Annotated in this window: 17 protein-coding genes and 2 pseudogenes; 11 read left to right on the top strand and 8 right to left on the bottom strand. The window is 69.2% G+C overall.

The genetic code is table 11. From position 1 onward, the window contains the following. Positions 1-154: 154 nt before the first annotated feature. Positions 155-1054 carry a Vgb family protein gene (locus OP79_RS43325; RefSeq protein WP_033328641.1) on the top strand — a complete coding sequence of 300 codons (900 nt, stop codon included), beginning with the start codon at positions 155-157 and terminating at the stop codon, positions 1052-1054. 291 nt (positions 1055-1345) lie between these two features. Next, complete coding sequence (locus OP79_RS52870) at positions 1346-1894, top strand: DUF4262 domain-containing protein (protein WP_078492392.1); 549 nt, start codon at positions 1346-1348, stop codon at positions 1892-1894. Here the strand turns inward: OP79_RS52870 and OP79_RS56585 are convergent. After that, positions 1829-2935, bottom strand: coding sequence for a transposase (locus OP79_RS56585; RefSeq protein WP_211270982.1), 1107 nt, complete (start codon positions 2933-2935; stop codon positions 1829-1831). The two genes, OP79_RS52870 and OP79_RS56585, sit on opposite strands and share 66 nt — an antisense overlap. A gap of 3 nt (positions 2936-2938) precedes the next feature. Here OP79_RS56585 and OP79_RS56580 point away from each other — a divergent pair, with 3 nt between their 5' ends. Beyond that, positions 2939-3172, top strand: a complete 234-nt coding sequence (locus OP79_RS56580; RefSeq protein WP_211270981.1) for an SRPBCC family protein — start codon at positions 2939-2941, stop codon at positions 3170-3172. A 47-nt stretch (positions 3173-3219) separates the two neighbouring features. After that, entirely contained in the window at positions 3220-3474 is a 255-nt protein-coding gene (locus OP79_RS43310) for a hypothetical protein (RefSeq protein WP_033328640.1), read from the top strand. A gap of 16 nt (positions 3475-3490) precedes the next feature. On the opposite strand, the gene OP79_RS43305 is transcribed toward OP79_RS43310, so the two are convergent. The 3 genes from OP79_RS43305 to OP79_RS43295 form a co-directional block, all read right to left on the bottom strand. Beyond that, positions 3491-5740 carry an FUSC family protein gene (locus OP79_RS43305; protein ID WP_033328639.1) on the bottom strand — a complete coding sequence of 750 codons (2250 nt, stop codon included), beginning with the start codon at positions 5738-5740 and terminating at the stop codon, positions 3491-3493. 21 nt (positions 5741-5761) lie between these two features. Then, positions 5762-6019 (bottom strand): DUF4287 domain-containing protein, encoded by a 258-nt coding sequence (locus tag OP79_RS43300; RefSeq protein ID WP_051745505.1) that lies wholly within the window; start codon positions 6017-6019, stop codon positions 5762-5764. Between the two features lie 106 nt (positions 6020-6125). Further along, positions 6126-7502, bottom strand: coding sequence for an NAD(P)/FAD-dependent oxidoreductase (locus OP79_RS43295; RefSeq protein ID WP_033328638.1), 1377 nt, complete (start codon positions 7500-7502; stop codon positions 6126-6128). Positions 7503-8003: 501 nt separating this feature from the next. Here OP79_RS43295 and OP79_RS55655 point away from each other — a divergent pair. Beyond that, positions 8004-8396: an SDR family NAD(P)-dependent oxidoreductase gene (locus tag OP79_RS55655; RefSeq protein WP_157857467.1), complete on the top strand. Its 393-nt coding sequence runs from the start codon at positions 8004-8006 to the stop codon at positions 8394-8396. On the opposite strand, the pseudogene OP79_RS50050 reads toward OP79_RS55655, so the two are convergent. Next, positions 8368-9557, bottom strand: a pseudogene (locus OP79_RS50050) (epoxide hydrolase family protein). The gene OP79_RS55655 and the pseudogene OP79_RS50050 sit on opposite strands and share 29 nt — an antisense overlap. Positions 9558-9620: 63 nt before the next feature. Between OP79_RS50050 and OP79_RS43280 the strand changes: the two are divergent. Continuing rightward, entirely contained in the window at positions 9621-10577 is a 957-nt protein-coding gene (locus OP79_RS43280; protein WP_078492391.1) for a helix-turn-helix transcriptional regulator, read from the top strand. Between the two features lie 254 nt (positions 10578-10831). Here the strand turns inward: OP79_RS43280 and OP79_RS43275 are convergent, their stop codons facing one another. Further along, a complete protein-coding gene (locus OP79_RS43275) occupies positions 10832-11284 on the bottom strand; it encodes a hypothetical protein (RefSeq protein ID WP_033328635.1) in 453 nt (150 codons plus the stop codon). A 215-nt stretch (positions 11285-11499) separates the two neighbouring features. Here OP79_RS43275 and OP79_RS43270 point away from each other — a divergent pair, with 215 nt between their 5' ends. The 3 genes from OP79_RS43270 to OP79_RS43260 all read left to right on the top strand — a co-directional run bounded on the left by OP79_RS43270 (position 11500) and on the right by OP79_RS43260 (position 14648). Further along, complete coding sequence (locus OP79_RS43270; RefSeq protein ID WP_033328634.1) at positions 11500-11955, top strand: NUDIX hydrolase; 456 nt, start codon at positions 11500-11502, stop codon at positions 11953-11955. Between the two features lie 345 nt (positions 11956-12300). Further along, positions 12301-12801 (top strand): GNAT family N-acetyltransferase, encoded by a 501-nt coding sequence (locus tag OP79_RS52865; RefSeq protein WP_245685650.1) that lies wholly within the window; start codon positions 12301-12303, stop codon positions 12799-12801. A gap of 137 nt (positions 12802-12938) precedes the next feature. Beyond that, positions 12939-14648, top strand: a complete 1710-nt coding sequence (locus tag OP79_RS43260) for a serine/threonine-protein kinase (protein ID WP_033328633.1) — start codon at positions 12939-12941, stop codon at positions 14646-14648. A gap of 337 nt (positions 14649-14985) precedes the next feature. On the opposite strand, the gene OP79_RS43255 is transcribed toward OP79_RS43260, so the two are convergent. Beyond that, positions 14986-15414, bottom strand: coding sequence for a MarR family winged helix-turn-helix transcriptional regulator (locus OP79_RS43255; protein WP_033328632.1), 429 nt, complete (start codon positions 15412-15414; stop codon positions 14986-14988). Between the two features lie 135 nt (positions 15415-15549). On the opposite strand from OP79_RS43255, the gene OP79_RS43250 reads away from it, so the two are divergent. Further along, positions 15550-16434 carry an MBL fold metallo-hydrolase gene (locus OP79_RS43250; RefSeq protein ID WP_051745512.1) on the top strand — a complete coding sequence of 295 codons (885 nt, stop codon included), beginning with the start codon at positions 15550-15552 and terminating at the stop codon, positions 16432-16434. Positions 16435-16622: 188 nt separating this feature from the next. On the opposite strand, the pseudogene OP79_RS52860 reads toward OP79_RS43250, so the two are convergent. Next, positions 16623-16874, bottom strand: a pseudogene (locus tag OP79_RS52860) (helix-turn-helix domain-containing protein); the annotation flags it as partial. A gap of 114 nt (positions 16875-16988) precedes the next feature. On the opposite strand from OP79_RS52860, the gene OP79_RS43245 reads away from it, so the two are divergent. Next, entirely contained in the window at positions 16989-18254 is a 1266-nt protein-coding gene (locus OP79_RS43245) for an IS701 family transposase (RefSeq protein WP_033328631.1), read from the top strand. Positions 18255-18463: the final 209 nt, after the last annotated feature.

Below are 18463 nucleotides of genomic sequence, written 5' to 3'. Positions count from 1 at the left end.
AACGAAGAATCGGGCATCAGCTCTCATACCGCCCTCTTAGGGCCGGCGTGTCCCCTGCAGCCGCGGAGCCGGAATATCCAGGAGCGTCGGGCACCGCGGCCCCGATAGCATCCGCAGTCGCACTTCCCCCGCCCACCGACCAAGGAACCCGCCCATGCCGCATCGTCCGACCGTTTCAATCGCGGAGTTCTCCGTCTCCGACCGTGAAGCCGGACCCTACGGAATCACTGCCGGACCAGACGGTGCAGTGTGGTTCACCATGGTCCACCACGGACGGATCGGCCGGGTCACACCCGGCGGCGACACCACCTCCTACCAACTCGAACCGGCTTCCAGCGGACCGTCGATCATCACAGCAGGGCCCGACGACGCGCTGTGGTTCACCGAGTTCCGCAGCCACCGGATCGGCCGCATCACCACGGCCGGAAACGTCGCCTCGTTCCCGCTGCCGACGCCCAATGCCGGGCCGTTCGGGATCACTACGGGCCCCGATGACGCCCTCTGGTTCACTGAAGCCAACGCCGACCGCATCGGCCGCATCACGCCCGACGGTCACGTCACCGAGTTCCCTCTCCCGCTCTCGGGAGCCTTCCCGTCAGCTATCGCCACCGGCCCGGACGAACGGCTGTGGTTCACGATGAACCAGGCGAACGCGATCGGTGCCATCGGACGCGCCGGCGACGTCACCATCTACCCGTTACCCACACCGGACTGCGCCCCGGTCGGCATCACCGCCGGCGCCGATGGCGCCATGTGGTTCGTCGAGATCGGCGCAGGTCAGATCGGACGGATCATGCCGGATGGAAGGATCGACGAATTCGCCCTACCCGACCGCGCGTCACGCCCACACGCCATCGCCGCCCACGCCGACGGCACCTGCTGGTTCACCGAGTGGGGAGCCAACCGCATCGGCCGGATCACCCCCAACGGTCGTATCGACGAACACGATCTCCCCAGCCCGTCCTCAGAACCCCACGGCATCACCCAAGGGCCGGACGGCGCAATGTGGACCGCTCTCGAGATCGGAACGATCGCACGCCTCACCGCACTCTGAGACGGCATCTCCCCGCCAGGGACGACATCTCAGCGCACTCGTCGGCCCAGCCAGCGTGCCATCCAATCCAGTCCTCACCAGGTAAGCAACTCGCGGACTGATCTCATTAGCAGCGGACACCGGCCAACATCACGGCACCGAGGAAGAGCCCACACGCTCGGCAGCGTTGCTAGTTCTCGGTTCTGGCACAGATCTTGGGGAGCGGTCACAGAGGGTGACGTTGTTGTTCGATTGGATGTGAATCAGAAGGCCGGCTGCCCGACTCAGACGCTCGTCTCGTAGCCTCCGCACATGACTGATGATCCGTTCCAGTGCCGCTGCGTCCTCTGCCATGACTACGGTGACCGAGACGAAGCGGACCGCATGGATCTGACGATCATCGACAATGTTCAACAGCACGGATGGCACGTCGTGATGGTTCCCGAGGACGAGATCGGTCCTGGATTCGCCTACACGATCGGCCTGTCGCACACTCACGGCACACCTGAACTCGCCATGTTCGGGCTCGATGTCCACGCCATGCATCGCATGCTCAACAGCCTTGGAGCGAAGTCCGCCGCAGGCACTGTACTGGCTGACGGCCAGAGGCATCCTGCCGTTGTCGAGGGTCACCAAGTCGTGCTCAGGCAGGTGGATCTCCGCTGGTACCGGACCTTCTTCGGGCGGGCCATCGGGTTCTACCGGCGGCCTCCCTTTCCCGTGTTGCAAGTTGCGTGGCCCGACGTGGATGACCGCTTTCATTGGGAAGAACAGGCTGAGGAGAGGCATCGGGAGTCACAGCCTCAGTTGTGGCTGCCACCGAGTGAGCACCCTGTTGGGATCTGGACGACCGAACTCTGACCTCGAACGCACCGACCGGCGGCAGACCAACACTGTCGCGAGGAGCCACTGAAGCAAGATCATTTTTCGGAGCAATCCGAATCCGGCTCGACCATAGAGCTGTCTCTTGATCTTCTTGATGCGGTTCACGGCACCCTCAATGCTGCCGGAGCTCCAGTCCAGGGTGAGCCCTGCGATCACGGCGTCGAGGTCCCGGAGCAGGTGCAGTGCGAAGCCGGTCAGGCCGGGCAGTTGGCTGGCATCGACGGCTTCGATCCAGGTAGAGAGCGTGGCGCCGAGGCGATCGCTGAGTATCTCGCCGAAGTCGCGGACGTGTCCGGCGGCCGAGTCCAATTCGGGGCAACGGGTCAGAACGTCTTTCAGGCCAGCGCGCTCTTCCTCGGTCAGGGCGGCGGGGTGGAGGGTGAGCCAACCGGTCACCTGGCGCACCGTCGGCGGCCGCGGCGGTGCGGCGGACGGAGCCCCGCGCAAAGTGGCGATGTGCGCGCGGACCATGGCGTAGGTGACGGTGGCGTGCTCGGCCACCAGCTCGCTGTGCAGTCGAGTGATGCTGGTGCACGCCGCGGCGAATCGCCGCTCCAGGTACGGCTTGTAGGGGTCCAGCCTGCTGGACCGGGGCCGGTTCTCGCGGAAGGTGTCCTGCCAGCGTGCGGCGGCTGCGTATCGGAGCACGGTGTTGAGGCCCCAGCCCAGGTGCCGGGCGATCGCCCGGCGTGAGTGGCCTTGGGCAAGCAGCTCGTGGACCAGAGCGTGTGCGGCCTTCTTGCGCTCGGCCCGCCGGCCGACGGGCTCCGAGTCGTCCTGCGGCCGACCGGAAGCCAGTCGAGTGGCCTCCGGCAACATTCCGCTGGGCGACGGGTTGCGCAGGCATTCGCGGTGGGCGGCGACGCAGGTCTCCGCGGCCCCCGCCGCCACCCCGAACTCGACGCCACCGGCCTCCTGCGGCAGGCCAAAACCTCCCACCCGGTCGACGCCGTCGGCGACACCTTCGTCATGGCTATGCACAACGACGAGATTGGCGACTACCAGATCGAGAGCCACGTCGTGGCTTTCACCGAGAACCGGGTCATTGGCTGGGCCCCTGGCCAACCAGGTCAGCGCCCGGCCGGTCACCGCTTCACCTGGAAGCTCACCCCGACCGACGACGGTCACACCGAGGTGACCCAGACCTACGACTGGACGGCGGTCACCCACCCGGCAGGGTTGCCTCGCCTGCCGGTCGTCTCCGCCGACGAGCTCGACGGGTCGTTGACCCGCCTGGCCGCGGCGGTGGCGTAGAGCCGCCGAAGGACTCGGGCGCAGTCCGTGTACCGGCTGAAGCGACGTTGCGCGACGGTCCTCAATGGTCATGGCGACGCAGGGGTGCGGGGAGTGCCGCGAAGAATTGGCGTCGATCTGATCAGGCGTGGTGCTCGACCTTCGCCGTTGGACGGCCGCTCGCGAAGGTCGCCGCTGACCGCGACATCAGCGACCAGGCCATCGCCTCCTCGGCGATCGCCGACTACATCCGCGAACGACAGCAGATGAACGACGAACTGCGCGGTATCGCCGAGGTGAGCGACCTGCCGAGGGACATCTGAGGCGAGCGCCTCGCTGTCACCGCCGCGGTGCCGGGACAGGCATGCCCAGTGGCCGGGCCAACCCCGCCACCGACTCGTCCAGACGCTGCAGATGTCGCAGCACGCGGTCGGTGACACGGCCGTACCGGGGTGTGCCCGGGACGTCCGGCTCCAGGAGCGAGGCGATGCTCGGGCCGGTCTCGATCTCGACGGCGGCCTGCTCGTCGGCGACGTGCGCGGCGACCGCCCCGATGTTGTGCTGGATCCGCCGCCCGGCCCGGCGTAGCCTCGGGTCCGCCGCGATCGAGGGATGGGCGGGCAGCAGTTCGGCCGTCGCGGCCAGCGAACGCGCGTGGTACGCGCTGGTCTCGAGCAGCGCGACGACATAGCGGGCGGTGTCCCGGCGGGCCCGCAGCGGCGTGACCGGGTGGGTGAGCGGCTGGGTGGCGGCGCGCAGGTCGGCCAGCGCCTGGTCCAGGCCGCGCGCCTGGTCCAGCAGATCGACCGGAGGGCCGCCGCTGAGCTGGTCCACGGCCGCCTCGGTGACGTCCGCGAGCCGGTCCAGGACGGTGCCCAGCAGCTCGTTCGTACGGCGGTCCGTGCGCACCGGCAGCACGAACGCCGCCGCGACGATCCCGCAGGCCGCGCCGAGCGCCGTCTCCGCCACACGCAGCAACAGCACCGAGGCGCTGTAGGTGTGCAGGAGGGTGTAGAGCACGCCCAGCGCCGCGGTGACGAAGAAGGACATCAGGGTGTACGACAAGGGTGCCGTGTAGAACATCGCGAACACGCACAGCAGCACCAGCGCGAACGCGGTCCAGGTGTGCTGCCCGACCAGCGTGGCCAGCACGATCCCGGCCACCACCCCGAACACCGTGCCCAGCAGCCGCCGGTAGCCCTTGACCAGGATCTCGCCCGTGGACGCGGTGTTGAGGAACACGATCCAGCAGGTCAGCACTGCCCAGTACCAGCGGTGGCTGGAGAGGAACTCCCCTCCGACGATCGCGAGCGACGAGCCCACGGCGACCTGCACGGCGGCCCGTGTGGTCGGCCGCCGCAGCCCGGTCAGCTGCTCCTCGCCGACGGTGTCGTCCTCGCCGGCGTCGATGGCGGCATCCTCGGCGTCCAGTTCCTCGCGCGAACGGGCCGTCGCCGGGGTGTCGTCCGAGTCGTCCTGGGGCCCGTCCAGGGCGATCCGCAGGCCCAGGACCGCCCGGGAGGCCTCGCCGATGCCCCGGAAGACATCCTGGACGGCGGGTGAGGCGGGCGGCAGGTTCTCCTCGTCGCGGTACCCGAGCAGCCGGTTGCGCACATGGGACAGGGCCGTGCCGGACTCCCCGGTGGCGGGCCGCAGCACGAGCATGTGCAGCGCGTCCAGATCGCGGCGCAACGTGGCACTCGCCTCGTCCCGCACGGGCAGATGACCTCCCGCCGGGACGGGGGCGCCGGGCAGATGCAGGGTCAGTGTGGTCGCCCGCTCGGCGCTGCGCGCGGTCAGCAGCAACAGGCCCAGCCGCTCGGCGGCGATCTCGGCGTCCGCGATACGGCGCTGCACGAGCCGGGCCGCGGCCTCGTCGGACGTGCCGTCCTCCAGCCGCCCCTGGATCATCATCGCCGTCTCGTTCAGGCGGGCGGTGCCGCTGCGCACGTCCTCCAGCGCCTTCTCCACATCGTCCGGCCCGGCGTCGAGCAGGTCCAGCTGCGCCGACACCAGTTGGGCCAGTCTCGCGCGGAAGGCCTCGCGCAGCCGCTGAAGAATGTGCGCGGGCGTCTCGGGCACGAGCACGAACCGCACCAGCGCGCTGCTGAGGAAGGCGACGACGATGGCGCCGTACAACTCGGGCAGTCCCGAGACGGTGGCGCTGACGAACAGGGACAGGAAGTAGACCTGGAATCCGATCAGGCCGAGCGTGGTGCCGCGGTCGCCGAACCGGCGCCCGTAGACGGCGAAGAAGATGAGCGCGACGAAGAAGAGGTCGCCGGCCACCACACGGGAGCTGAGGAGCGCGCCCAACGTCACCGACGTCAGCGCCATCGGCAGCCCCAGTGCGAGCGTGACGGCCTGCTGCCCGCGCTGCTTCTCGCGGATGGCGAAGGTGGCGACCATTGCCGCCATGGCCCCCGCGACCAGATGCGTGACGTCGACGTCGAGGAAGCTGAGTACGGCCAGCGTGAGGGCGATCGCGCTCACGGTCCGCAGACCGGCGGTGAGTCTCAGCAGACCCGGATCGGACGCGGCGATGCCGTCCCGCAGCCGTGCCCGCACCGACCGTCCCGCTGCCTTCACGCCGCCGTACTCACTCCCGTGTCACGTCATGATCTCCGGCATCAGCATGACACGGCGGGGCAGGCCCCACCGGTCCCGGGTCTCGGCCAGGGTGTACGCCACGAGGGCGTTGGCATGACCGTGGCCGCGGCCGTGCTCCGTCTTCAACCAGGTGACCAGCTCCATGTGCCGGGTCAGCGGCGAGGAACGGATCAGCTCCTGCCACTCGGCGATCGGCCGGCCGTACTTCTTCTCGATCGAGGGGAAGTAGCTCGCGGGGTCCTTCACGGTCTCGGCCATGGCGGTTGTCCTTTCGCTGTGACGCTGTCCTGTCCCTCCTTGGACCGCCGACCGGCCGACAACTGATCGGCAGTCCTGAGCGACCCACGTCACGTGCGCGGAAGCGTCACTGTTCGATCCGCTCGGAGCCCTCGACATGGGCCCGCACCTTTTCCGGCGTCAGATAGGCGTCGACGGCCGCCAGGTCCTTCAGCTTGAGGGACCTGCCGGTCTGGAGACCGGTGCGGACGAAATCGTCGCCGGCGACCGCGTTGAGCACCCAGTTCGTCATGACCCGGGTCTTGGCGACGTTGGTGCGCAGCGCCGACCAGTGGTAGCCACGGGCCACGGCCTGGGCGGGCAGGCCGCGCAGTTCGATGCCGAGCGGCTTGGAGACGGCGTCCTTGCCGCCGAGGTCGACGACCAGGCCGAGGTCCTTGTGGACGTACGGCTTCGTCGGCTGGTTGCGCAGCGTCGCGATGACGTTGTCGGCGACGTGCTTGCCCTGCCGCAGGGCGTGCTGGGCGGTGGGCGGGCACACCGCGCCCTCCACCCCCTTGGCCTCGTCGGGCACCGCGGCGGCGTCGCCGAGCGCGAACACTCCGTCGTGGCCCGGCAGATTCATGTCGGTGGTGACCGCGAGCCGCCCCCGCACGGTCTCCGCTCCGAGCGTGGCGATGAGCGGGCTCGCGACCACACCGGCGGTCCAGATCAGGGTGCGGGTGGGGATCACCCGGCCGTCGGTGAAGGTGACCTCTTCCGGGCCCGCCTTGTCGATCGAGACGCCGAGCGAGATCTCGATGCCGCGCCGGCGCAGGATCTCCGTGGCGCTGTGGCCGAGCTTGTCGCCCAGCTCCGGCATCAGCTTCGGGGCGATGTCGATCAGATGCCAGTTGATCAGGCCCGGGTCCAGGCGGGGGTAGCGCTTGACGGCGGCGTGCGTGAGGCGCTGCAGGCAGGCCGCGGTCTCGGTGCCGGCGTACCCGCCGCCGACCACTACGAACTGCAGCCGTGCGGCACGCTCGGCCGGGTCCTCACTCGCGTCGGCGAGGTCGAGTTGGGAGATGACGTGGTCGCGGACGTACGCGGCCTCGGCGAGCGTCTTCATGCCGAAGGCGTTGTCGGTGAGGCCGGGGATGTCGAAGGTGCGGGTGACGCTGCCGGGGGCCAGCACGATGTAGTCGTACGGCTCGTCGACGATCTGGTCGGTGATGGTGCGGATGACGCAGACCTTGGCCTTGAGGTCCACGCCGATCGCACCGCCCGGAATGATCCGGGTGCGGTACTTCTTGCTGCGGCGCAGCGAGACGGCGATCGACTGGGGCGTCAGCACCCCGGAGGCGACCTGGGGCAGCAGGGGCAGGTAGAGCTGGTAGGCGCGCGGTGTCACCAGGGTGACGTTGGCCTCGTCGGGGGAGAGTTTGCGTTCCAGACGGCGAACGCACTCCACGCCGGCGAAGCCTGCGCCAACCACCAGGATCCTGGGTCGTGTCACAGTGTTCATCCCTTTCTGCTGCTCGAGGCGGTATGCCTCGGACGCCTTTCGCTTGCCCGTGGATCGCTGCCAGGCACTCCATCGATCCCACCCGCGGTGTCGGCCGTTCCACCGGCCGGTCGCGGCAGGCAGACGAACGCGTCGAGCAACACCATGCCCGCCCGGCAGCCGTTGCGCACCGGGGCGCTTGTGAAGATCGTGGGACAGAAGCCGTGGACGGCGCTTCAGGCGGCCGGATGACACAGCAGCAGGCACCCGGCGTCGTCCCGTTCGGAGTCGCTGAGCAGGGGCTGGGGATCCGGTTGGCCGAACCCTCCAGGTCCGCGTCCAGCTCCGCGGAGTCGAACGACCCGTCGCCCCGACAGCTACCTGCCCGTATCCGGCCCAAGGACACAGACCAGGTCCTCAGCGTCGCGGACGACATCCACCGGAGTCATTGTCAAGAGTTGTGGATCGGTTGAGGTGGCTCGGCCGGGCCCTCTCGATCCCGGCGTGAGCGCGAAGGCATCAATGCGCACTCAGGAAAGCACCGAGGAACCCCTTCCCCCCTCCGGTTGCCATAGTCTTCGGCGGATCCTCGGGGATCGTGCCGAAACGGCTCGTCGGCTCGGCTCCGACGGCTACCGGGTCGCGGTCGTCGGGTCACGTCCCGCCGACCGGGTGGCGGAGCTGCTCGGCCTTCTCCGGGACGGGCTGTACGTCCAGGCGGATCTGACCTCGGCGGGCGCGGCCTCCGACGTGGTGAAGGCAGTCCTGGACGCCTGGGGACGCGTCGACACCGTCGTCTACGCGAGAGGGCCCCGGCATCAGCACCGGGGCCAGGCCGCAGCCGGATCACTGGCATCCGGGCCGCGGGCGGGTCGTCGCTGTGAGATCAGCGCAGGTCGCGGAAGAACTCCCTGACGTCGCGGGTCAGCAGGTCGGGGGCCTCCAGGGCCGCGAAGTGTCCGCCGCGGTCGAACTCGCTCCAGCGGACGACGTTGTTGGCTTCTTCGGTCCAGTGCCGGATCGCCGTGTCGCCGGCGAAGTTCGCCACCGCGGTGGGCACTTTGGAACGCGTGAGGGGGAACCACCCGGCCTGGGCGTACTTGCCTACCTCGTAGTACATCCGCGCTGCCGACCCTGCTGTCGCGGTGAGCCAGTACAGCATCACGTTGGTGAGCAGGGTGTCCCGGTCGACCGCGTCTTCAGGCAGCTCGGCGGAGGGGTTGGACCACTCCTTGAACTTCTCGATGATCCAGGCGAGCTGGCCGGCGGGCGAGTCGGTCAGGCCGTACGCGACGGTCTGCGGACGGGTCAACTGAATCGCCATGTAACCGGAGCCGACGGCGGCGAACATGCCGATCGCCGCAAGGCGCTGCCGCTCCTGGTCCGTCAGCTTGGCCACCACATCCTCCGGCGCGGGGCCCATCGGCTGGAAGCCGAGGGTGGCGGCGTTCACGTGGATCCCGATGACCGACTCGGTGCGACCCGGCCGATCTCCGGTGTGATCAACGCGCCCAGGTCGCCACCCTGGGCGGCGAAACGTTCGTAGCCGAGGCGGTGCATCAGCTCCACCCAGGCCCGGGCCACCCGGTTCGGATTCCAGCCCGCCTCGCGGGTGGGGCCGGAGAATCCGAAGCCGGGAACGGAGGGGATGACCAGGTGGAAGGCGTCGGCCGCATCGCCGCCGTGGGCGCGCGGGTCGCTCAGTGGGCCGATCACGCCGAGGAACTCCACGATCGAGCCCGGCCAGCCGTGGGTGAGGATCAGCGGCACCGCGTCCGGCTCGGGCGAGCGCACGTGCAGGAAGTGCACCTGGGTGCCGTCGATCTCCGTCACGAACTGCGGGAACTCATTCAGTGCGGCCTCGTGCTTGCGCCAGTCGTAGCCGGTGCGCCAATAGTCGACCAGCTCGGCCAGGTACCCGGTCGGGACACCGAGGTCCCAGCCGGCGCCGGGCAGCTCGTCCGGGAAGCGGACCCTGGCCAGGCGCTCATTCAGGTCCTTGAGGTCGGCCTGCGGGATCTCGATCCGGAACGGACGGATCTCGGTCTTGGGGTCAGCGGTGTTGTGGTTCGTCATGCCCACCATGACACTCCCTATTGCGGAAGGATCCCTTCCGCAATAGGGGTAAAGTAACGCAATGTGATGACCGTCTCGGCCCGATTGCTCCAGGTTCTGTCCCTGCTGCAGGCCCGCCCCTCATGGACCGGGCCGGAGCTCGCCGAGCGGCTTGGGGTGAGCGCGCGCACCGTGCGCAGCGACATCGACAAGCTGCGCGAGCTCGGCTACCCGGTGCACGCGCTGCCCGGCGTGGGCGGCGGCTACCGGCTCGCGCCCGGGGCAAAGCTGCCCCCCTTGCTGCTCGACGACGACGAGGCCACCGCCGTCGCAATCGGCCTGAACAGCGCCACCGGTGGCGCGGTCGCCGGGATCGAGGAAGCGGCCACCCGCGCGCTGGCCAAGCTCGAACAGGTCCTGCCCTCCCGGCTGCGCCACCGGATCACCCTCCTGCGCGCCTCCACCGTCACCCCCAAACACGGCGGACCGACCGTCGCCCCGGAGGTCCTGACCGCGATCGCCGCGGCCTGCCGGGACCAGCACCGCCTCCGCTTCGACTACCGCACCCACGACGGCACCGACCAGCACAGGGAGATCGAGCCGTACCGGCTGGTGCACCTCGGCCGTAAGTGGTACCTCGTCGGCTGGGATCCCGGCCGCGCCGACTGGCGCACCTTCCGCGTCGACCGGATACAGCCCCGCACCCCCACCGGGCCCCGCTTCACACCCCGCGAGCCCCCGGAACAGGACCTGACCGCCTACGTCACCAAAGGCGTCGACGCCGCACTCACCCGCTACCGCGCACGGGTGCTCGTGCACAAACCGGCCACCGAACTGGTGCAATGGCTGACCCCGGCCACAGTCGTCGAAGCCGTCGACGACCATACCTGTCTCGTCCATGTCGGCGCGGAGACTCCGCACATGCTCGCCGCACACATTCTCGTCATCGACGCCGACTTCGCAGTCGACGGTCCCCCCGAACTACTCGATGCCCTCCGCGCGATCGGCGACCGCTGCCACGCGACACAGCAGCGGCGATGAGAGAGGGGCGGCTCACCCAGGCCCATCCACGAAGAGCCGCTATTCGGATGCCGGGGTTGCTGCAAGGTGGTCCGTCCAGGTGTTCACGGCCCGTCAGGACAGCAGATCCGCGTAGTGGCGTACAGGGATCTCCGCACGAGACCGCAAGTCGCCGCAGCGAGACCGGTCACGGGACGTCACTGGCCACGTAGCGCTCAAACAAGCTTCCCAATGGAGAAGTCAAGCTGCATCGAGGGGGAGAACCAGTTCCGCGATCAGTCGAACCAGACCACGAGTCGCACGTGCTCTGGGCCATGCAGCTCGCCAAGCGTCCGCATCACGTCCCAGACCGGCGCCCAGTGGGTCTCGTCACCGGCGACCGTCCTTCGGCTGAGCGTGCCGGACCGATCTGTCTCGTCCCAGTTGGCGGCTGCCAACTCGGCCCAGCTGATCCATGTCGTTCCGTGCGCGTCCTGTGGCCTGCCCCACGCGTTGAACGCGTCCCGCAGTCCGTCCGAGGCGTCCTCCGGCAGACTGCGGTCCTCGGTCAGCGGCCGGAACCCGAAGGAGTTGCGGACGCCGAAGAGGCAGGCGAGGGCGTCGTAGGCGGTGCCCGTGTTGAGGAGGAAGAGGTCAATGGCGGCGTGCCATACCGCGTCCTCGTCGTCCTCTCCCCAGATCCGGGCCAAGGGTCGGCACTCGATCATTCCGCTCACGTCGGTGGACATGTGCGCAGTCTGCCGAGAGGGGACAAGGCTCGTCGCCTCGATTTCGATGCAGAACCTAACCGGTGGGCCGGGGTGGGGCGACCTCGTAGAGTCGACCGTCGCGGATCAGGGCCCACAGGACGTTGACTCTGCGGCGGGCGAGGGCGATCACGGCCTGGGTATGGTCGACGCGCAGCGCGGCATCGGCGTCCAGGCGCCCAACGAGGGGCCGGCCGGTGCTCGGGGTGGCCGGCGGCGGTGTCCTCGATTCTGAGGACCGCGTCCTGCTGCTGCGCTACGACGAGAACGGCGGCTTCTGGGCCACACCCGGCGGCTCCCTGGAGGACGGAGAGGACCACGCCACGGCGACGCTCCGCGAACTGCGTGAAGAACTCGGCACCGACGAGAAGACGGTCGAGCTGGGGGCGCAGCTCGCGGAGCGCAGCAAGGACCACCTCGTCGGCGGGCGGAAGGTGCGCCAGGCGGAGACGTACTTCCTCACTCGAGTCTCCGCCGCCGACGTCGACCCGGCCCGGGCGTCGCAGCCCGACAACATCCGCGAACACCGCTGGTGGGCATTGGCCGACCTGCGCGCCACGGCCGAGACGGTCTACCCGCTCGGCCTCGCCGAACTGGTCACCAGCGTCCTCGTGCACGGTGCACCCGTGCGCCCCGTCGTCCTGGCCGGATGAGCCTTCCCGCGCCGCGCGGGGAAGCAGACTGCGGGCATGACTGAGCACCGCCCGACCCACCCTTCAGCGCCGTACACGGCGTACTCTGCGACGTCGATGGCGTCCTGCGGCACTGGTCCGCCGACGACGAGATCGAGCACACCCACGGACTGCCCGCTGGCGCACTCGCGGCCGCAGCCTTCGCCCCGGCCCGCGTCCACCCCGCCATCACGGGGCAGATCACCGACGAGCAGTGGCGCTCCGCCGTGGCGGCCGACCTCGCCAACACCTACGGGTCGAAGGAACGGGCACACGCTGCCGTCGCCGCCTGGAGCGAGCTCGTCCCACTCCGTCGACCTGGAACTGGTGGGCCTGCTCACCCGCGTACGCGACGTCGCCTCCGTGGCCCTGGTCTCGCTGGACGACGGATTCGGCCGACCGGTCGGCTACATCGTCGGCACCGCGGACACCGAACAGTTCGTCAAGAACTTCCGTGAGACATGGATCCCTCGCGTCGCCCGACGTTACCCCGAACCCGCGACGGCACCCCGTACGCCAAGCGAGGAGATGATACGGCTACTGCACGCTCCTGAGCGGATGATCGTGCCCGAGCTCGTGGCGTACCCGGCGCACTTGCACATCGATCTCTTGCCGGAATGGCAACGGCGAAGCTACGGGCGGCAGTTGATGAACTCCTTCCTGGCCGCGCTCTACGACCGAGGCGTTCCGGCCGTCCATCTGGGGATGGCCAGCGCCAACACTCCCGCGCGGGCGTTCTACGACCGCCTCGGCTTTCACGAGATCCCAGTCCCTGGCTCCGGCCCCCTCACCCATCTCGGCAGGTCGACGGCCGTCGCCACGCCGTAGTCGGAGCGAACGTCGTCGCCGGCGCGAGGTACGCCAACGGCGCTGCCCTGTCACCGGCATGAGAAGGCCGTCCCATGTCGTGTCGCTCACCGCCCCGCCCGGGGAAGCTGTCGCACGTGTCCTCTAAGCTCCGGCGCATGAGCGAGGCGGACACCGGCAGACGGGTCATTGATGGGCGGTTCCAGCTGGAGGTGCGGCTCGGCGGCGGCGGGATGGGTACGGTCTGGCGGGCCACGGACCTCGTACTGCGGCGGAACGTAGCCGTCAAGGAGGTGCGGCCGCCGGACGCGGCGCTTGCCGAATACGACCCCGACGGCGCGCGGATGCTGCGGGAACGCGTGTTGCGCGAGGCCAGGGCGCTGGCGAGGATCGAGCACCCGAACGTTGTGACGATCCATCACATCGTCGACGGCGGCGAGGGGACCTATCCGTGGATCGTCATGGAACTGGTCAGCGGCGGCTCGCTGGCCGACCGGCTGGGCCGGGGGCCGATGGACCCCGTCGAGACGGCATGGACCGGACGGGAGGTGCTGGCCGCGCTGCGCGCCGCGCACGACGCGGGCATCCAACACCGGGACGTCAAGCCCGCCAACGTGCTGCTGCGCCCCGACGGCCGCCCCGTGCTCACGGACTTCGGCATCGCAGCCATCCGCGAATCGACGGCCCTCACCGCCACCGGGTCGATCATCGGTACGCCCGACTACATGGCACCGGAGCGCATCTCGGGCAAGGACGCAGGGTCGGCCTCGGACCTGTGGTCATTGGCGATGCTGTTGTACGCCGCCGTCGAGGGCAGTAATCCGCTGCGTCGGGGCACGACGCTGGCCACACTCGCAGCCGTCCTCTACGAGGAGGTCCCGCCGCCGGTGAAGGCCGGACCGCTGGCGGACGTGCTGAGGCGCGTGCTGGTGCGGGATCCGGCAGCGCGGCCGGATGCCGAGACCTTGGACCGGATGCTGGCGGCCGTCGCCGATGGCCGTGCGAAACCCACGTCCTACCGGCTGACGCCTCCGCCGGCTACCGGAACCGCCTCGGCATTTCCGTCAGGCCCGAACGGGTTCGGTCCGCCGGAGGCATACCCGACACCGCAGGACGCCGTTCCGCCGACACCGCAGGACGCCGTTCCCTGGATGCCATCCGCGTCCATGCCGTACCCGATACGGCCCGGTGCGCCGACGCCCGCCCGCCCGGCTCGGCGAGGGCGCTGGGCCGCGGTCGTCCTGTCCGCTGCCGGCACGGTGCTTGCCGCGGTCCTGGTGTGGGTACTGCTGCCGGGCGCTGACAAGTCCGGATCCTCGTCCTCCGGGGATTCCCCGAGCGGCGCGAGTGCGAGGCCGTCGACGGGCGATACCTCGACGCCCACGTCCCCGGAGACGAAACAGGAGAGGACCACCGACCTGCTGACGCCCGACGGCATCCGCACCGCGATCAGGGCTTTCAAGGAGGAGACGGGCAGCGACCAGTTCGGCGACTTCTCGGTATATCCCGAGTACGTCTCCGCCGACGTGATGGTCAAGGGCAGTCGGACCAGGTACGACACCTACACCTACCGCGTCGACCGGGGCGTGGAGAAGGGAATCATCAAGGGCACGCTGCCCGAAAGCGAGCAGCCGATGAGCCTGGACGGATTCGACTGGGACGAGGTCCCCGCACTGCTGGCCGAGGCCGAAAAGAAGCTGAAGGTTAACAGTGTCACGAGCCGCTACTTGCTTATCCGGCAGCCGAGCGACGTGTTCGACACCCCCGCCGGTATGGCCGTGTACCTCAGCAACGAGTACAACGAGGGCGGCTTTCTGGAGGCCGACACCGACGGCAAGGTGACCAGGGTGGTGCCCGCCGACGAATGATCCCAGGGCCATCACCTCGTCGTACGCCGCGCGAGTTGGTCAGGGTTTCGCGGCCACCGCGCCGAACTGCGGGACTGCGGCGGGGCAGTCGGACCCGGCGCGCCATCGCGCGCCCAGACTGCGGACAATGCCGCCCACCGCTGTCCGCGGTTCCCCCAGTTCGTCCGCCGCGACCCGAGTCTGACAGACCGCAGTACGCGCAGGACGAAGACCGGAAATGACCAACTCCGACCGAGGTGGTGTCAGCACCGAGGGCTCCGCAGCGGGAGTCATTGTCAAGAGTTGTGGATCGGTTGAGGTGGCTCGGCCGGGCCTATCTCCTTTTGTCGGCGTCAGCTCATGACCGGATGATGGCCTGCTCGAGCAGGTCCTGAAGGACGCGCTGCTGCTGGGGGGTGAGGCCGGCCAGCGGTGAGTCCTGGGCGAGGAGTTCGAGGAGCCGTTCGCGGAGGGCAGTGCCCTCAGCGTTGAGGATGAGGAGCTTGGCGCGGCGGTCGGTGGGATGCGCGTGGCGCTCGACCAGGCCCTGTTTCTCGAGCTTATCGACGACGAAGGTGGCGTTGGAGGGCTCGCAGCTCATGCGTTCGGCGAGCTCGCGCATGGTCATCGGCCCGGTCAACTCCCGCAGCGCGGTCGCCTGGGCTGCCGTCAGGCCAAGGGTGACGGCGCGTTCGCGTACGTGATCGGCGATCTGCTGGGCCAGTCCGTTCACCAGACCGCACAGCTCTCGCTCGGCGATGGCTTGCGGTTCCGGGGGCGTCGGCATGCATCCACCCTAGCAAGTCCATCAAGCCAGAATAATTAGAGCTTGAATGTTTCTAGCTTGACGCTTATGGTGGCGTGGTCGCCGCCGGGAGACGCGGCGACGAGCTGACACCGAAGGGGGAGAGGGACCATGGTGATGAACTCCGCGGTTGACCAGAGCAAGCGGCTGCGGCGGCCGGCGGGTATCCGCTCGGTATGGCTGGGCGACACGAGGGTGTCCTTCGTGCCGGACGGGGACGTGCGGCTCCCGCCCCGCGGTTGGCTCCGGGCCACCACCGATGAGGTGTGGGCCGGACACCCGGACTACCTGGACGCCTCCGGCCACCTCGTGGCGAGCATCGGCGCCCTGCTGGTGGAGAACGGCGATCGCGCGTTGCTGATCGACGCGGGGTTCGGGCCGCAGACGCTGCCGCCCGACCCGGGCACCCCCCGTGGCGTTATCCATGGGGGTGCGCTCTTGGACAATCTGGCCGAACTCGGCCGTAGGCCGGAAGAGATCGAGGTGCTGGCGTTCACGCACCTGCACCCCGATCACATCGGTTGGGCCTGGCCCTCCGCCCCGGGCGGTGACCGGCCCGCGTTCACCCAGGCCGACTACCTGGTGTCCGAGCCGGAATGGGCTCAGCGAGACATCTTGGCGGAGCACGGCATGGCCGAGGAGGTTACCGGCCTGGCACCGTATGTGCGCACGGTGACGGACGGTCAGGAGATCTTCCCCGGTGTGCGAGTCCGGATCACCGCCGGTCACACGGCCGGGCATGCCGAGTACGTCATCACGTCGGGCAGGCGGCGGTTGATCGCCTTCGGCGACGCCCTGCACTCACCGATCCAGGTCGACCACCCCGAATGGTCCGCGGCCGCCGACTACGACCCCGTTCGGTCCGCCGACCACCGCCGCCGTCTCGTCGCCGAGCTGGAAGAACCCGACACAATCGGCTTCGGCACCCACTTCGCCGACGTCGTGTTCGGGCAGGTCCGGCGGGACGGCGACGGTCCGGCCTGGCGCCCCCTGGACGCCTGACCCGCCGGGAACGACCGGTGACAACGACGATCGCGTGCGGGCTCCCCATGAAGCCGCGCGCCAGGTACTGGCCGGCCATCGTCGCGGCCGCGCTGGCCACCACACTCACGGGTCTTCGCCCGCCGTGCCCAGCGCGTCAGCTCCGCATGCTCGGCCTCGGAGAGCACCAGCTCCGGCTTGCGCCGGCCCGGCCGCGGCTCGTCCACCAGCCCCGCCACCCGCCGGGCCACGAACCGCGAGCGCAACTTGCGCACCGTCTCCGTGGACACCCCAAAATCCGCTGCTACACCGGTATTTGACGCTCCCTCCGCACAGGCCAGAATGATCCGGGCCCGCTCCGCCACACGGGCCGACACCGCACCACCCGCCCAACGCACCAGCTCTGCCCGCTCCTCGGCAGACAGTATGACTTCGACAGCACGAGGACCCCGCGACGCCATGAAAACAGCCTACGCACTTAGCCTCGTCATTTCTGGCGCAGGACACTAGTAGGGCTTGGTCAGGTCGGTTGTGGTGGTGCGTGTCCTCCGGGCCCGGTGTGGCGTTGAGAGTGTGTGACTCCGGACGAGATTGCTGTGGTGCGTGGTGAGTTGGACATGTTCGCGGCGGAGGTGTTCGAGCCGTTCGCGCGCAAGGATCAGCGCCGGTGGGGGCAGGTCTACCTGCGAGGACTACTGACCGACGGGCAGCGTAAGTCGGTCGAGCCGATGGCCGCCCGGCTGGGCGAGGACGGCAATCGTCAGGCGCTGGCCAACTTCATCACCACCAGCCCCTGGGACCCGGCACACATCCGGGCCCAGCTCGCCTGGCGGATGGAGGAGGCGATCGGGCCCGAGGCCCTGGTCTTCGACGACACTGGGTTCCTCAAGGACGGGAGCGCGTCGGCCTGCGTATCGCGGCAGTACACCGGCACTGCGGGCAAGGTCACCAACTGCCAGGTCGGCGTCTCGCTCCACCTCGCGTCCGATCATGCCTCGGCGGCGGTCAACTGGCGGCTGTTTGTGCCCAGGACCTGGGATCCCGCCTCACCGGAGGCCGATGCGGACAAGGTCGCCCGCCGCACCGCTTGCGGCATCCCGGACGATGTCGGGCATGTGGAGAAGTGGCAGCTGGCCCTGGACATGCTCGATGAGACCCGCTCCTGGGGACTCGAGGTGCCGCTGGCCGTCGCGGACGCCGGATATGGCGACGCCGCCGCTTTCCGGCACGCACTGCAGGACCGCGGCCTGAACTACGTGGTGGGGATCTCCACCACGCTGTCGGCCCAGCCCGCCGACGCGGCGTTGGTGGCCGGGCCGTACTCCGGGACGGGACGCCCGCCGGTGGCGAAGTATCCCGACAAGCCGCGGCCGGTGAAGGAGCTGGTCATCGCGGCGGGCCGGAAGGCGGCAAGGCCGGTGCAGTGGCGCCAGGGCTCCCGGCCCGGCACCGGCCGCTCGGGCCGCAAGCGGATGTACTCCCGCTTCGTGGCCCTGCGCGTCCGGTCTGCCGGACGTGAGGTCCGCCAGCACGTCGAGGGCCCGGAACTGCCCGTGTGCTGGCTGCTGGCCGAATGGCCCGCCGGCGCGAGCGAACCGGTGCAGTACTGGCTGTCCGACCTGCCTTCCGGCATGCCGCTGACCACCCTGGTCCACCTCGCCAAACTCCGCTGGCGCATCGAGCACGACTACCGGGAGATGAAACAGGCTCTGGGGCTTGCCCACTTCGAGGGCCGCACCTTCAACGGATGGCACCACCACGTCACCCTCGTCTCCGTCGCGCACGCCTTCTGCACCCTGCAACGGCTGGCCCGGGCCCCAAAAGACGCGGCGCCGGCCTGAGCCTCTACCAGGTCGTCCGCGAGCTACAGACACTCCTCGCCCTCTGGTCCGGTGCCTGCCCCACCTGCCACCGCGACATACCCACCCCAATGCGAACCTGACCAAGCCCTACTAGGACTTGTCCGGTCGATCATGTGACGACTCCGTTCCCAAGTCGTTGATATGGACATGGGACGGGGTGATCTGACGGATGCCGAGTGGGAACGACT

The organism is Streptomyces yerevanensis (assembly GCF_000716805.1).
Classification (GTDB): Bacteria; Actinomycetota; Actinomycetes; order Streptomycetales; family Streptomycetaceae; genus Streptomyces; species Streptomyces flaveus.
The sequence above is the reverse complement of the archived record's forward strand: the minus strand, read 5'-3'. Positions and strand labels throughout refer to the sequence as shown.